9 protein-coding genes are annotated in these 14,630 nt (G+C 65.7%); 2 read left to right on the forward strand and 7 right to left on the reverse strand.

Going from position 1 to position 14,630, the window contains the following annotated elements:
• Window positions 1-8: 8 nt before the first annotated feature.
• Window positions 9-833 (forward strand): ferritin-like domain-containing protein, encoded by an 825-nt coding sequence (locus ACZLHH_RS04385; RefSeq protein WP_049422611.1) that lies wholly within the window; start codon window positions 9-11, stop codon window positions 831-833.
• 67 nt (window positions 834-900) lie between these two features.
• Here the strand turns inward: ACZLHH_RS04385 and ACZLHH_RS04390 are convergent, their stop codons facing one another.
• A complete protein-coding gene (locus ACZLHH_RS04390; RefSeq protein ID WP_049462830.1) occupies window positions 901-2,358 on the reverse strand; it encodes a DUF2235 domain-containing protein in 1,458 nt (485 codons plus the stop codon).
• A 225-nt stretch (window positions 2,359-2,583) separates the two neighbouring features.
• Here ACZLHH_RS04390 and ACZLHH_RS04395 point away from each other — a divergent pair, with 225 nt between their 5' ends.
• Window positions 2,584-3,837: a zinc-dependent metalloprotease gene (locus ACZLHH_RS04395; protein ID WP_032129071.1), complete on the forward strand. Its 1,254-nt coding sequence runs from the start codon at window positions 2,584-2,586 to the stop codon at window positions 3,835-3,837.
• A gap of 87 nt (window positions 3,838-3,924) precedes the next feature.
• On the opposite strand, the gene lpxH is transcribed toward ACZLHH_RS04395, so the two are convergent.
• From lpxH to ppx, 6 genes are all read right to left on the reverse strand, one after another.
• A complete protein-coding gene (gene lpxH / locus ACZLHH_RS04400; protein ID WP_049462831.1) occupies window positions 3,925-4,671 on the reverse strand; it encodes a UDP-2,3-diacylglucosamine diphosphatase in 747 nt (248 codons plus the stop codon).
• 67 nt (window positions 4,672-4,738) lie between these two features.
• Window positions 4,739-5,278: a phosphatase PAP2 family protein gene (locus ACZLHH_RS04405; RefSeq protein ID WP_049400923.1), complete on the reverse strand. Its 540-nt coding sequence runs from the start codon at window positions 5,276-5,278 to the stop codon at window positions 4,739-4,741.
• Window positions 5,259-6,404: a glycosyltransferase family 4 protein gene (locus ACZLHH_RS04410; RefSeq protein ID WP_049462832.1), complete on the reverse strand. Its 1,146-nt coding sequence runs from the start codon at window positions 6,402-6,404 to the stop codon at window positions 5,259-5,261. Before ACZLHH_RS04410 ends, ACZLHH_RS04405 begins: the two co-directional genes overlap by 20 nt.
• Before the next feature lie 145 nt (window positions 6,405-6,549).
• On the reverse strand, window positions 6,550-9,474 hold the full coding sequence (locus tag ACZLHH_RS04415; protein ID WP_049462833.1) for a TonB-dependent receptor domain-containing protein: 2,925 nt from the start codon (window positions 9,472-9,474) through the stop codon (window positions 6,550-6,552).
• A gap of 337 nt (window positions 9,475-9,811) precedes the next feature.
• A complete protein-coding gene (locus tag ACZLHH_RS04420) occupies window positions 9,812-12,781 on the reverse strand; it encodes a TonB-dependent receptor domain-containing protein (RefSeq protein ID WP_049400921.1) in 2,970 nt (989 codons plus the stop codon).
• 306 nt (window positions 12,782-13,087) lie between these two features.
• The gene (gene ppx, locus ACZLHH_RS04425; RefSeq protein WP_010483920.1) at window positions 13,088-14,614 is read right to left on the reverse strand and encodes an exopolyphosphatase; all 1,527 of its coding nucleotides are present in this window, start codon (window positions 14,612-14,614) and stop codon (window positions 13,088-13,090) included.
• Window positions 14,615-14,630 lie beyond the last annotated feature (16 nt).

Genomic DNA, 14,630 nt, shown 5'->3' on the forward strand with positions numbered 1-14,630 from the left:
GTCCAGGCGTGGTCGATGTACCCGACGTTGGTGGCGACCTGCTGCGCGCTGCGCAGCAGTGCCTGGCCGAAGCCGACCCGCTGCGCAAGGTGGCGCTGACCCAGGCCTATGCCGCCGCGTTCCGTGCTGGCCGCCTGAAGGTGGAGGCCGATGCACCGCCGCCGGAGCCGATCCGCATGCCCGGCCGGCCGGCGCAGCTGGTGCTGGTGCATCCGCGTGAAGTGCCGCGGCGTGGACTGGGCGGTGTGGAAGGGCGTGCCGCCTTCATCCACGCCATCGCCCATATCGAACTCAACGCGATCGACCTGGCCTGGGATGCGGTATACCGCTTCCGTGGCCTGCCGCCGGCGTTCCATGCCGACTGGGTCAGCTGTGCCGACGACGAATCGCGGCACTTCATGCTGCTGCGCGAACGCCTGCAGGTGCATGGTCACGACTATGCCGATTTCCCAGCGCACAACGGCCTGTGGGAAATGTGCGAAAAGACCGCCCATGACGGCCTGGCACGCATGGCGCTGGTGCCGCGCGTGCTGGAAGCGCGCGGCCTGGACGTAACGCCCGGCATGATCGGGAAGCTGCGCAATGTCGGCGATGGCGAAACCGCCGATGTGCTGGAAGTGATCCTGCGCGAGGAAGTGGCGCACGTCGCTGCCGGTTCGCGCTGGTATCGCTGGTACTGCGACCGCGCCGCTGTCGAGCCGCGTGCGCGCTTCAAGGAACTGCTGGTGGAGTACGCCGGCGGCTACCTGCATGGGCCATTCAACATCGAAGCGCGCCTGCTGGCCGGGTTCGATGCGGATGAGTTGGCCAACCTGATTGAACAGGCCGGTTGAAGAAAAGGGGACGGAGGGGATTAAGTCGTTTGTGGCACAAACGACTTAATCCCCTCCGTCCCTTTTTTCATGCGTTTGGCAACACCACGCGCTTGCCATCCACCGTTGGCCGGTTGATGTAGAACAGGCCGGGACCCGGCCGGTACGGCAGTTCGCTGACGCCGGCATCGGCGGCGTAGGTCAGTGCGGTGTCGCCCAGTGCATCGAAGTTCCAGTGCGCCGACTGCATCAGGTAACGCCGTCGCAGCAGCGCCTCCTGTGTCTGCGTCAGCGGCTGTCCGGCAACCAGTCGGCGTGCGATCGGCTGCAGGGCGGACGGCAGCTCCCAGCCGGGAACTCCAGCGGCATTGGCGGTCCATTGCACGCCAGCATCGATGGCCTGCTGCTGCATCACCTGCAGTGCGATCAGCTGGTAACGCCAGTCGATGCGCCGACGCAGCACCACCGCGGCGGTCACATACAGCACCGGCGACAACAGCACGCTGCGGCTGCCGGCGCGACGCTGCTGCTGCCACTGGTGCCAGACATCCACCCAGATCTCCTTTTCACCCACGCCCAGCTGCTGCCGCCAGCGTTCGGCGTCGGCCTGCGTTTCGGCGTAGGCCGTGGTGGCCTGCAGCAACGCCAGTGGGGGGACCTGGTAGTCGGAAACCGGCGGGCGACGCAGCTGCTGCCGGCGTGGACGGCTGAGCAGCTTGGGCCCTTCTTCCAACTGGTTGTAGCCACCGCCGATGTTGGCGTGCACGCCGGGCAGGGCGATCTCGGTGAACGTTGGCGCGACGCTGGTCAATGGATAGTGTTGGCGATGCTCGTCACGCGCGGCCAGTTGCACGACGTGTGCCGCGATGCCACTGCGCAGGGCGAGCTGCGGGTGTTCATCGGCGCGGCCACCATTGACTGCAACCACGGTGTCGAACAGTCCGATGAAGCGCAGCACCGGCGTGACGGCGGCGAAGTCCGCAGTGCAGGGCAGGCCGGCGCCCTGCAGCAGCTGGCGCCAGCGCGCGCTGTCCCAGGCCTGCAGCTGGTTTGCGATATCACGTGCCGCGGCAGCACCGCGCGAATAGCCGAACAGATCCAGCTGCACGCCACGCAGCGGTCGCTGCCAGCGCGCGGACAGCTCGGCCAGTGCCGCCGGCAGCAGCACCTGCAGCGCGCGCTGCACTTTCGCGCGAACGCCACTGGCACCGATGCCGAAGGCCAGTCCGATCAGGTCGTCATCGGCTTCATCGCGGGTCCCCACGCCCTCGACATAGATCGACAGCCAAGGCGCGGCCATCGCATCGCGGCGGCTGTCCGGATACAGCTGCTGCAGGCGCGCGATGTTGGTCAGGCCGTTGTCGTAGCTGCTGGTCAGCCGGCTCTGGTAGGTCGAATCATCATCCGCGCGCAGCTGCGCCGGGCGTGGCTGCGGAACCTGTGGGCGACCGCGTGCCAGGTTGTGTGCGTTGTTGCGGGTGCCATCGAAGAACAGGCCGATCCGCAGCAAGCCGACATCTTCGTCCGTGTCCTGCGATGGTGCCATGTGCATTCCCCGTCGTGGCTGCGTCACGGTAGCGCGAAAGCGGTGTATTGGCGAAGTGTAGTGACGCTTTTGACCTTACTTAACGCAGATGCGGTCGATCACAGTTCCTGATTTTCATTCCCATCTTCTATTGAATTCACACGACCCGCGCAGGCCAGATGGCCAGACCCGGTAGACCCGGGCGTGCTGCATCAACGCTGTTCACATCATTCAAGGAGCGACGCAATGTTGTCCAGATCGATTGGCAAAGCGGCAGGTGGCCTGGTGTTGGGTTTGTCGGTGGCAGCGGCCGCGCATGCGGCACCGTTGTTCGAGCCGGTGACGGTCATCAGCCGCGCATCGGCAAACAGTGAGCCCGCGCTGGGCAAGCTGCTGGCCACCCCGTCCACCGCGACGGTACAGGAAGTGCGTGTCGACGCTGCTGCCACTGCGCAGCCGCAGCTGGAGTTCGAACTGCTTGGCCAGCGTGTGCAGGCGGTGCGCAGCAAGGTGGAAGCCCTGCCCGATGGCGGCAGCATCTGGTACGGCCAGTTGCGCTCGCCGTCCGATCGGCTGACTGCCGCCACTTCGAATGGCCAGGATGATCCTGGTAATTCAGTGATCCTGGTGCGTTCGGGCAACACCCTCACCGGTTCGATCCGCAAGGACGGCAAGCTGTATCGCCTGCGCCCACTGGGCAACCGCCATGTACTGGTGGAAGTGGATGAGTCGCGGATGCCGGCCGACCATCCGGCCGACTACAACCAGCTGCCGAAAATCCCGATGGGCAACAATGACCGCATCGGCATCGCGCAGGCCTCGTCCGGTACCCCGGCCACCATCCGCGTGCTGGTGGTGGCAACCAATGCAGCGGTAACGGCCTATGGCGGCAACATGCAGTCGCTGGTGCAGCTGGCGGTAGCCGAATCCAACCAGGGCTACGTCAACAGCAACGTGGGCATCACCCTGCAGCTGGCCGGCTATGAAACCACCAGCTACACCGAATCCGGCAACTTCACCACCGACCTGACCCGCTTCCGCAACACCAGCGACGGCTACATGGACAGCATCCACACCAGCCGCAACAACACTGCGGCCGATGTCGGCGTGCTGCTGATCAACAACACGAGCTACTGCGGGTTGGCCTCGGGCATCGGTTCGACGGCATCGACGGCGTTCGCGGCGGTGTACTGGGATTGCGCGACCGGCTATTACTCCTTCGCGCATGAGATCGGCCACCTGCAGAGTGCGCGGCACGATATCGCCAGTGATCCCAGCACGTCGCCCTATGCCTATGGGCACGGTTATCGCTACGAGCCGTCCTCCGGTTCGCGCTGGCGCACGATCATGGCTTATGACTGCTCGGCCGGCTGCCCGCGCCTGAACTACTGGTCCAACCCGAACATCAACTACAACGGCATCCCGATGGGCAATGCCAGCACCGCCGACAACCAGCGCGTGCTGGTCAATACCAAGGCCACCATCGCGGCCTTCCGCTGAGGCCAACCGCCGACCGAGGTCGGCGTCTACCCGGGTGCGTTCACCTGCCCTGGTAGATGCCAACCTTGGTTGGCACCCCGCGATCCATCATTCGCGCGCGAGCGTATCCAGCGACCAGCCGCCGGCATCCACGCGCAGCACCGATCCCTGTTCGTACCAGTCACCCAGCACGATGCGGTTGCAGGCGCGGCCACCGGCCTGCAGCGTGTGCACCGCCGGGCGATGGGTGTGGCCGTGGATCATGGTGTCCACGCCATGGCGCACGAAGGTGGCATCGACTTCGGCGGGTGACACGTCGGTTACCGACTCGAACTGCGCACGATCATCCTGCTTCATTTCCGTCTGGCGGGCCTGGCTGGCGTCGCGTGCCTTCTGCGCGAAGGCGATGCGTGCGGCCAGCGGCTGCGACAGGAACTGCGCCTGGAAGACCGGGTCGCGCGTCTGTGCACGGAACTGCTGGTAGGGGATGTCGTCCGTGCACAGCAGGTCGCCGTGCTGCAGCAGCACCGGGCGGCCGTACAGCTCGATCACGCACGGGTCGGGCAGGATGCGCAGGCCGGCACGGCGCGCATAGTCTTCGCCGAGCAGGAAGTCGCGGTTGCCGCGGATGAAGTACACCGGTACGCCGCTGTCGGAAAGTACCTTCAGCGCGTCGGCCACCGCATCGGCAGCAGGCGAGGGCGTGTCGTCGCCGATCCAGGCTTCGAACAGGTCGCCGAGGATGTACAGCGCATCGGCGCCGGGCGCCTGCTCGCGCAGGAAGCGCAGGAACAGGTCGGTGATCTCCGGACGGCTGGGGTCCAGGTGCAGGTCGGAAATGAACAACGTGGTCATGCAGGCATTCTAGGGCATCCACCGCCGGGCATGGCCCGGCGCTACCGAAGGGATCTGGCCCCGGGGGCTACACCGGCAGCGGCAACCAGGCCAGGCTGGCCGATGCCAGCAGGATGGCAATGCCGGTGGCGGCCAGTACATCGGACGGGTAGTGCAGGCCCAGCACCACCCGCGACAGCGCGACGCCGAAGGTGAACGGCACCAGTAGCGGCGCCAGCCACGGGTAGTAGGCCAGCGCGACGATGGTGAACGACACCGCGTGCAGGGTGTGCCCGGAGGGGAAGCTGAACTCGTCCAGCGGCGCCACCCAGGCGCGGATGCGCAGATCGGCCGCATACGGGCGAGGACGCCGGGTCCACCGCTTGAGGCCTTTGTAGAGCAGCAGGGCGGCCAGGCCGGTGGCGGCCATGTGCACCGATGCACGCAGTCCGTCGAAGCCGTCCAGCGCCACCAGCGCGCCCATCAGCACGTACCAGAACACGCCATCGCCGAGCCGGCTGATGACCGAGAACAGGCGACGCACGCGGCGACGCCGGCAGTAGTGGTTGGCCCGGCGGCAGAGCCGCGCCTCGCGGCCAGCCAGCAGCTCAAGCGGCGTGGTGCGCATGGCCGCTCCTCCGCGACTGGGCCAGCTCGGCCAGCAGGGCATCGAATTCGGCAACCACCTGCTGTGGATGCAGGCGCTTCATCGCACGCGCGGCGCTGCTGCCGAATTCGCGGCGCCGTGCATCATCGGCGGCCAGCTGCACCGCTGCCTCGATGAACTGCTCATCGTTTTCCACGGCCGCACCGTTCTCGCCATCACGCAGGTATTCGCGGGCCGCACCGTAGTCGAAAGCGACGGTGGCCAGGCCGCTGGCCATGCTTTCCAGGGTCACGTTGCCAAAGGTCTCGCTGCGGCTGGGGAACAGGAACAGGTCACCGCTGGCGAAATGCCGTGCCAGGGCTTCGCCGCGCTGGATGCCGCAGAAAATGAAATCGGGGTTTTCATGTGCCAGTTTTTCGCGGGCCGGACCATCACCCACCCAGACGAAGCGGGCTTTGGGCCGGACCTGCTGCAGGCGGCGGAAGGCTTTCACCGCCAGGCCAAGGTTTTTTTCCGCAGCGATGCGGCCGACATGGATCGCGACCAGGCCGTTGCCGTCCACGCCCCATTCCTCGCGCAGCGCCGGGTCGCGCCGGCCCGGATCGAACTGCTGGCTGTCGACCGCGCGTGCCAGCAGGCGCACGCGTTCGAAGCCCTGTTCACCGAGGAACTGCTGCAGCTCGCGGGTGGGCACCAGGGTTGCATCGGCCTGGTTGTGGAACCGGCGCATCCAGCGCATCGCGGCAGCCTGCAGCCACGCCACGCCGTAGTCGGGCAGGTACTCGTCGAAGCGGGTATGGAAACCACTGGCGACCGGAATGCCAAGGCGGCGCGCGGTGCGCAGCGCCGACCAGCCCAGCGGCCCTTCGGTGGCGATGTAGACCGCATCGGGACGCTGCTGCTGCCAGTGGCGGTTGAGCCTGATCGGTGCAGGCAGGCCAAAGCGCAGGCCGGGGTAGCGCGGCAGTGCGGCGCCCGGCACCAGCAGCGTGCCCGGTGCCGAGTCCAGTGCTTCGCTGGTCTGGCGTGGTCGGATCAGGTCGATGTCATGGCCGGAATTGCGCAGTCCCTGCTCCAGGCCCTGCACGGTGAGGGCAACGCCGTTCACTTCCGGTGGGTAGGTCTCGGTGACGATGGCATAGCGCATGGCGGGCCTCCGGGTTTCCGGCATGCTCGGGCCTGGCGATGTAGCCGATATGACCGCTTTGCGACCACGGGATGACGGTGGTCAGGTCCCTGTACGAAGCCACGGCCCCGAAGGGCCGTGGCGGTCGTGCAGGGGGCGCGGTGGATCAGAAGCGCTGCTGGTATTTCATGTAGATGAAACGACCGATGTCGAAGCCACCGTAGTAGGAGAAGTTGGCGCTCGGCTGGCTGTACATGGCCGGTCCCTGGCGGCCGAACACATTGTTGGCACCGATCGAGACGGTCGCATCCCATGGCAGGTTGTAGCGCGCCTGCACGTCGTGGAAGGTGACCGATCCGCGACGGTTGTAGTCACGGCTGCCACTGAACCACGGCGCGCGCTGGCCCGGGTGCGAGCACTCACCCGGATACGTGGCTGCATCCAGGCAACGCTCCTTGACCGCGGAGAAATAGCGCAGGCCCCAGTTAAGGCCGAAGTTGCCACGCTCCCAGCCCAACGATGCGTTGGAGCGCACACGGAAGCCGATGCCGCCGTTGCTGGCGATGCCATTGCTGGGAATGGGCGGGGCATCCGCCTCGTTGGTGGTCCGTTCTTCCGCGGCGACCACATAGGTGGTCTTCCAGTCGGCGCTCAGCGTGCCCCAGGACGTTTCGATCTTGTGGCCGATCTCCAGGTCATAGCCTTCGGCCTGGCGGAACCCGCTGTTGCGGCTGCCATAGTTGAGCGTGTTGACGATGCCCAGTTCCGGGTCGCGGGTGAAACTGCCGCAGCGCTCGGCGATGCCCAGTTCGTAGCAGTCGCGGAGGATGTCGTTGGGATGGTCGGCGACGATGGTGTTGTCGATGCGGATCTTCCACCAGTCCAACGCAATGTTCAGTCCTTCGGCAAACGTCGGGCTCCAGACCAGGCCCAGCGTGCGGCTGGTCGAGGTTTCCGGCTTCAGGTCGGGATTGGAGCCGTTGGTGAAGGGCAGGGGCGTCTGTCCACTGCTGCCGGTGATCGGCTCGTTGCCCTGGCCGAGCTGGCGGTAGCTGTCCGCGTTGGCGATGTCGGCGGCGCAGCGTGCACGTACCTCCGGGCTGCTGGCGGCGGCGCCATAGACCGTATCGCAGGGGTCACGGAAGCCGGTGGTGAAGGTCTGCGAGCCGCCACCGTACAGATTCGAGATGGTCGGTGCACGGAAACCCTGTGCCCACGTGCCACGGACCAGCAGCTGGTCGATCGGCTTCCACGAGATGCCGAACTTGCTGTTGAGGGTTCCGCCGAAGGTGGTGTAGTCCGAGTAGCGCGTTGCCATGTCCAGGGTCAGCTGGCGTGCACCAGGGAGGTCGCTCAGCACCGGCACGCTCAGCTCCAGATAGGCCTCGTCGACACGGTAGCCACCGCCGGTGGGGCCCGCCGCCAGATTGGTGGTGGCGCCGGTCTGGGCCAGCGCATCGGGAATGAAGCGACCCTCCTCGCGGCGGCTCTCCACACCCAGGGCGAAGCCCAGTTCCCCGGCGGGCAGCGTGGCAAGGCCGCCACTGAGGCTGGCGAACAGGTTGCGGGTGGTGTTGCGGCCACGGGTGAGTTCCTCGGGGAACAGCCAGTCCTGCAGTTCGCCATTGCCGGTCAGGCCGTACGGGTCATCCTGGCCATAGGGCACCAGTGGATTCCAGGGCTTGCAGCCGGCAATCGGTGCATCCGGTGTACCGCATTCCACCTTGCCGGTGGCCGGGTTGTAGAACGAAGGACCGGTGGAATCGGCAACGCGCTGCTTGTGCAGGTCGCCGGTGGCACGCTGCTCCAGCTCGCTGCGGTTGTACTGGTAGCCGGCTTCCCAATCGAAGTCGCGACCGGCGAACTGGAAGCTGCCTTCAAACGCTGCGACACCCTGCCAGGTGGTCAGTTCACTGGTGCTGACGCGTGGAATCTCCCAGGTTCGGCGGTTCCAGTGCACGTCGCTTGGGCGTTCATAGCCGTGGTGGCTGCCGAACGGATTGAACCAGCTGTCGGCGGACATCGGCGTGATGCCGGCCGCACCGGACTGGAACGGATAGCCGGCAATCTGGCGCGTGGTGGTGCGTCGGTTGTAGGCCAGCTGGGTGTTGAAGCGGATCTGGTCGTTCAGATCCATGCGTGCATCGACGAAGAGCGAATCGCGCTTGATCGGCGTCTGCACGTGCATCTGTTCATTGCTGTTGCTGACATCACCGGTGAACGGCGTGTTGTCACTGAGGTGGAAGCTGTCCGGCCCGCCCGGCTGGCTGCCGCGATCGAGCGAATAGCTGCAGCCACGGGCGCTGCTGCAGCCCGGGCCCTTGAAGCCGACGATGCGCCCCCACTGCCCGACCGTGGTCCAGCCATCGTCCGGATGACGATCGGTATAGGTGTAGGCGCTGAAGCCGCGGTCCTTCGCCCAAACGCCCTTTTCTTCGACATGCTCGGCGGCGACACTGATCGAAGCGCGGTCATTCGACCAGCCGGCAACCACGTCGTACTGGGTGCGGGCACCATCGCCTTCGCTGAACTGCCCGTGGTAGACGTTGGCGGTCACGCCCTGGACGTTGCGCCGGGTGATGATGTTGACCACGCCGGCCATCGCGTCGGAACCGTAGATGGCCGAGGCGCCGTCCTTCAGCACTTCCATGCGTTCCACGGCAGCGGCGGGAATGCTGGATATATCCTGGTAACCCGAAGTGGTCATGCCCAGGCGCTTGCCGTTGACCAGCACCAGGGTGCGCTGTGCGCCGAGGCCGCGCATGTCCACGTAGCTGCCGCCTGCGGCCTCGCCCGCACTGAGCGGGCTGGCACGGCTCAAGGCCGGGCTGCCGGTTGCGGTCAGGTTCTGCAGGATGTCGGCAACGGAATTGAAGCCCTGCCGCTCGATGTCGGCGCGGCTGATGGTCAGCACCGGCTGCGCGGTTTCCAGGTCGACCTGGCGGATGCGCGAACCGGTGATCTCGATACGGTCCAGCGTGGTGGCTTCCGGTGCGTGCTGGGCGAATGCGGGGGCGGCCAGTGCGGTGGTGGCCGTCATCGCCAGTGCACGACGGATCGCCAACCCGAGCTCGGGAATACGGATGGTCATGGGTCTCTCTCTCAGTCTTCGAAGTCTTCGGAACACAGCCAAGCGGGGCTGCGTCAACTCCACCGCGGCGGTGGATGTTCGAACCTAGTGAAGATGGATGGGGAGACGTATGGGCAAGCGACGAAAGCGCTGCAGACGGCCGTGACGCTTCTGCACAAAGCGGAAGCAAATCAATCGATTGCTCCAACCTGTGGCATCGCGGCGGACGCAGCGCAGAGGACCGTGTCCCTGATTGAACGCATCACGGTCAATGTGGAAAGCGACAGTCTGCGCGGAGGCAGAAAAAAACCACGGCCCCGAAGGGCCGTGGTCGTCGAGCTTCAACAGCGCGGATGGATCAGAAGCGCTGCTGGTACTTCATGTACATGAAACGACCGATGTCGTAGCCACCGTAGTAGGAGAACGACGAGTTCGGCTTGCTGTACATCACCGGCGCTTCCTTGCCGAACACATTGTTCGCGCCCACCGAAACGGTGGCATCCCACGGCAGGTTGTAGCGGAACTGCACGTCGTGGAAGGTCACCGCACCGCGCTCGTTGTACGCGGTCGGCGACTTCAGCCACGGAGCCAGGAAGGTCGGATCGGAGCATTCGTCCGCATAACGCGAGGCGTTGAGGCAGCGCTCCTTCACACCGGAGTAGTAGCGTGCCGTCCAGCTGACGCCGAAGTCACCCACATCCCAGCCCAGCACCAGGTTCGAGCGCACGCGGAACGCAAGGCTGGTGGCGGTGCCGATGGTGTTGGCAACGCCGTTGATCGGCGTGATCGCATCACGGACATCGTTGGTGGAGCGGTAGACGTTCTTGCTCACATAGGTGCTGGTCCAGCCTGCGCTCAGCTTGCCGTAGCTGGTGTCGACGCGATAGCTGACATCCAGGTCATAACCTTCGGTCTCCGCGAAACCGGCATTGCGGTTGCCGAACTTCAGGCCGGTGACGATGCCGTTGGACGGGTCGCGGGTGAAGCGGCTGCAGCGCGATTCGATGCCCTGCTCGTAGCAGTCCTTCAGGATCTGGTTCGGGCTGTCACCGACGATGGTGTTGTCGATGCGGATCTTCCACCAGTCCAGCGCCACGTTGAGGTTGCTGAGGAAGGTCGGGCTCCACACCAGGCCCAGCGTCTTGCTGGTCGAGGTTTCCGGAACCAGCAGCGGGTTCGAACCGGACACGAACGGCGTCGGGGTTGCATCCTGTGCCGTGGTCACCGGGGCGTTGCCCTGCTTCAGCTGGCGGAAGTTGGCAGCATCGGCGATGTCACGTGCGCAGCGCGCGCGGACTTCAGCACTGCCCTTGGCCGAGCCGAATACGGTGTCGCACGGGTCGCTGAACTGCGCGAAGGTTTCCGAACCGCCACCGTACAGATCGTTGATGGTCGGTGCGCGGAATCCTTCGGCCCAGGTACCACGGACCAGCAGCTGGTCGATCGGCTTCCACTTGAAGCCGAACTTGCTGTTGAGCGTGTTGCCGAAGGTGTTGTACTTGGAGTAGCGGGTGGCGGCACTGAAGCTCAGCTCACGCGCACCGGGCAGGTCGGCCAGCACCGGCACGCTGAGCTCCAGGTAGGCTTCCTTCACGTTGTAGCTGCCACCGGTCGGGCCTGCGGCCAGGTTGGTGGTAGCGCCGGTCTGGGCCAGGGCATCGGGGGTGTAGCGGCCATCTTCCTTGCGGCTTTCCACGCCGAAAGCGAAGCCGAGGTCGCCGGCCGGCAGGGTCATGATGCTGCCGGACAGGTTGGCGAACGCGTTCTTGGTGGTGGTCCGGCCGGTGGTGTGCTCCGCCGGGAACAGCCAGGCCATCAGTTCTTCATTGCCGGTCAGTCCGTTCGGATCGTTCTTGCCGTAGGGCACCAGCGGGTTCCACGGCGTGCAGCCGCTGATCACCGCGCCCGGACGGCCACACATCACCTTGCCGGTGGCCGGATCCAGGAACGACGGACCCACGGCGTCACGCACGCGCTTCTTGTGCAGGTTGCCGGTGGCGGTAGCGGTCAGCTCGTTGCGGTTGTACTGGTAGCCCACGTCCCAGTCGAAGTAGCGCTGGCCGATCTCGAAGCTGCCATCCAGCGACACTACCGCACGGTAGGTCTTCAGTTCGCTGGTGCTCACACGCGGGATTTCCCAGGTGCGGCGGTTCCAGGCCACGTCGGTTGGCTTGGCATAGCCGTGCTGGTTGCCGAACGGATTGAAGTAGCTGTCCTTGGACATCAGGCCGGTGGCGGTCGGGTCGCCCGAGATGGACACCGAGCTGGACTGCAGGGGGTAGCCTGCAATCTGGCGCTCGGCCGAACGCTTGTTGTAGCCGAATTCGGTGCGCAGGTTGACCTGGTCGGTGATCTTGAAGCGACCGTCGAAGTACACCGAATCACGCTTGAGCGGATACATGACGTGCATCTGTTCGTTGGCGTTGCTGACGTCGCCGGTGAACGGGGTCGCATCGGTCAGGTGGTAGTTGGCCGGGTTGGTCGGGTCAGCACCACGGTTGAGCGAGTAGCCGCAGCCGTCCTTGGTGTTGGTGCAGCCCGGGCCGCCCTTCAGGCCGGTGACCTGGCCCCACTGGCTCAGCGTGGTCCAGTTGGAGGCATCGTTCGGGTGGCGGTCGCTCACGCCGTACTTGCTGAACCAGCGGTCCTTGGCCCAGACGCTCTTTTCTTCGGAGTGTTCCAGTGCCAGGGTCAGCGACACGCGGTCATTGCTCCAGCCACCCACCACGTCGAAGCGATCGCGCGCGCCGTCACCTTCGCTGTACTGGCCGTGGTAGACGTTGGCGGTCACACCGTTGACGTTGGAACGGGTGATGATGTTGACCACGCCGGCCATCGCATCGGAACCGTAGATGGCCGACGCGCCATCCTTCAGCACTTCGATGCGCTCCACCGCCGACACCGGCAGCGAGGACACGTCCTGCAGGCCAGAGGTACTGATGCCCAGGCGCTTGCCGTTGACCAGCACCAGGGTGCGCTGCGCGCCCAGGTTGCGCATGTCGATGTAGGTGCCGCCGGTGTTTTCGCCCGAGCTCAGTGCGTTTGCACGGCTGATCGCCGGGCTGCCCATGGCGGTCACGTTCTGCAGGATGTCGGCCACCGAGCTGAAGCCCTGGCGCTCGATGTCCAACCGGCTCAGTGCCAGGACCGGCTGAGCGGTCTCCACGTCCACCTGGCGGATGCGCGAGCCAGTGATCTCGATGCGATCCAGGGTGGTCGGCGCGGCGGTGCTGCCACTCTGGGCGAACGCAGGCAGGGCGGCCAGCGTCGCAGTGGTTGCCAGGGCGTAGCGGATGGCCTGCCCCAGGGGGGTGGTACGTGAAGTCATGACGAGCTCTCTCTCTCTCAGGTCGTGCAGGGACGCCAAAAGGGGCGTCGAAGAAATCGGCCGCCCACAAGCGGACCGATGACCCGATAGTAGTCTCGTTGGTTAATGCTCTGTAAAGAGGTCGTGTCGATTTGTACCAGGCTTCATCGTCAGATTTCACGAAAGCTCAACAAAAGCAGTCGCTTAGCTGTAACGCTGAATGCGCTCCGCCGACTTGATCTGCTGCGTCGCAGCAGGTCAACCGGGGGCGCATGCGCGAACCGTAACGGTGTGTGACCTTTTTCCCCTCGCGGGAAAGCGTGAGCCTCAGGCTACGAAGGGCCGGAACTGGATGCCCAGCCCGGCGATGCCGTCGGTCTCGCCGATCAGATCGGCGCGCAGCAGTGGCCGGGCATCAATGAAGGCCTGCGGCACGATCAACGACAGGCGGTTGTCGTCGGCGGTCAGTTCCAACGCCGGCAGTGGATCGTCCTCATGGGCACGATTGAGCAGCACCGCCAGGCGCAGCAGGGCGGCCAGCCGGCGAGCGGTCAGCAGCAGGCGCTCGGGCAGGGCGTCGAAGGCGGTCTTGGTCACGCTGCGGCGATGGCTGCGCACCAGCGCGGCCAGCATCTGCTGTTCCTGCCGCGAGAAGCCGGCGATATCCGAGTGTTCCAGCACGTAGCTGCCATGCACGTGGTAGCCGCTGTGCGCGATCATCAGACCCAGCTCGTGCAGGCGCGCGGCCCAGCCGAGCATGCGCGCGTCGTCGGCATCGAGCCGCCAGCGTTCCTGCACCTGTTCCAGCAGTGACAGCGCGGTGTCCTGCACACGGTCGGCCTGCACGGTATCGATGCCGTAGCGCTGGCTGAGCGCGGACACCGATTCATCGCGCAGGTCGTTCTCGCCAGCGCGGCCGACGATGTCGTAGAGGATGCCTTCGCGCATCGCGGCCTTGCTGACCAGCAGCTTCTGCAGGCCCAGTGCCTGGAAGGCGGCCTCCAGCACCAGGATGCCGCCGGCAATGATCGGGCGGCGGTCGCTGGACAGTCCCGGCAACTGGATGTCGTCGATCTTCTTGGCCTTCAGCAGTTCGTCGCGCAGTTGCGGCAGGGCCTCGGCGGTAATCGCGCCCTTGCTCAGCTTCATCGTCGCGCAGATCTCGCTGATCGCCTTGTGCGTGCCCGAAGAACCCAGCGCTTCCTGCCAGCCCAGCGCGCGGTACTTGCTGGCGAAGGGCTGGAACTCGCGACCGATCTCGGCCAGCGCGTCCTTCCAGCGCTTCTTGCTCAGCTTGCCGCCGGGGAAGAAACGCCGGGTGCTGGCAATGCAGCCGGCCTGCAGGCTTTCGCGCTCCAGGGTCTGCATGCCCATGCCGATGATGAACTCGGTGGAGCCGCCGCCGATGTCGATGACCAGCCGGCGCTGGCCGGGCTTGGGCGGTTGTGCATGGGCCACGCCCAGGTAGATCAGGCGCGCTTCTTCGCGGCCGCTGACCACTTCGATGGCGTGCCCGAGCGCGGTTTCGGCGGGAACCAGGAACGACTGCGGTGAACGCAGCTGGCGCACGGTGTTGGTGGCCAGTGCGCGCACCCGGTGCGGCGGTACATTGCGGATGCGCTGGCCGAAGCGGGCCAGGCATTCCAGCGCGCGCTGCCGGGCAGCGGAGGAGAGCCCACCCTTGCCATCCAGCCCATCGGCCATGCGCACCGTCTCGCGCAGGCGGTCGATCACCCGCAGCTGGCCGAGCGTGTAGCGCGCGATGACCATGTGGAAACTATTGGAGCCAAGGTCGATGGCGGCCAGCAGGTCGCCATCCTGCAATGCGGGCGGAGTCGTGGTGGTGTGCGGCATGGACGAATGTTAGCCG

Source organism: Stenotrophomonas sp. 28608_Sma (assembly GCF_056486185.1).